Genomic DNA, 994 nt, shown 5'->3' with positions numbered 1-994 from the left:
ACCTCGGGTGAGCGGCTCAGCAACTCGGCCTTGACGTGAATTAGATTAAGCGGATTCTTTAGCTCGTGCGACAGTACCGCAAAAAATTCATCTTTTTGGCGGTTCACCGTTTCCGCTTGAGTACGAATGGCCCGCTCGAGCGCCAACTGCAGTTGCTGCTGGCTTTCCACGCTCTTGCGGTCGGTTAAATCGCGCGCTATTTTCGCGAGACCCTTAAAGTCTGCCGTGTCGATCGACGTCACGACACCGCTGCAATAGATCTTTCTCCCGTCCTTTCTGAGATGCCAGCGCTCGTCCTCGGCACGACCTTCCTTCTTGGCTGTTTCGCGTTCGGCGAGCGGTGCGCTCGGCCGGTCTTCCGGGACGAATATAAGATCGATCGGCTTGCCCACGACCTCTTGTTCTTCAAAGCCAAACATGCGGTGCGCTCCTCGGTTCCAACTGAGGATCGTGCCGTCCGGGTCTTGCACAATGATTGCGTAGTCGTCGGTGGTCAACGCAGCGAGCTTCAGACGATCTTCGCTCGATCGGGCCGCTGCCTCGGCCCGGCGTCTTTGGGTGATGTCGATCAGCGTGAGCACGGCACCGTCGATGCGGTCGTCCACGGTTCGGTATGGCAGCACGCGCGCAAGGAACCAATTGCCGTCCAAAGTGCTGACTTCCCGCTCCGCTAACTTCAAGTCTTCGAAGGCGCTTCGTGCATCAGCGGCGAGCTCCGGATAATCCAGGCGATGCGTCAAATCGAGCAAGGGGCGGCCGATATCCGTCGCGATTAAGTTGAACAGCCCCACGGCAGCGGGCGTATAGCGTTTGATGCGCATCGAACGGTCGACAAAGATGGTCGAGATGCCAGTGGAGGCGATCAAGTTTTGAAGGTCATCGTTGGCCTTCGCGGTCTCTTCTACCTTCGCCTGCAACGCACCATTGACCGTCAGGATCTCTTCGTTGACCGACTGCAGTTCTTCCTTGCTGGTTTCGAGCTCCTCGGACGCTG

Annotated in this window: 1 protein-coding gene; it reads right to left on the bottom strand. The window is 57.7% G+C overall.

Features of this window, described 5'->3' with window-relative positions; genetic code table 11:
* The coding region (locus AWB81_RS43455; protein WP_144444411.1) for a PAS domain-containing protein at positions 1 to 994 on the bottom strand (994 nt) is incomplete at both ends.

Source organism: Caballeronia arationis (assembly GCF_001544975.2).
Lineage (GTDB): Bacteria > Pseudomonadota > Gammaproteobacteria > Burkholderiales > Burkholderiaceae > Caballeronia > Caballeronia arationis.
The sequence above is the reverse complement of the archived record's forward strand: the minus strand, read 5'-3'. Positions and strand labels throughout refer to the sequence as shown.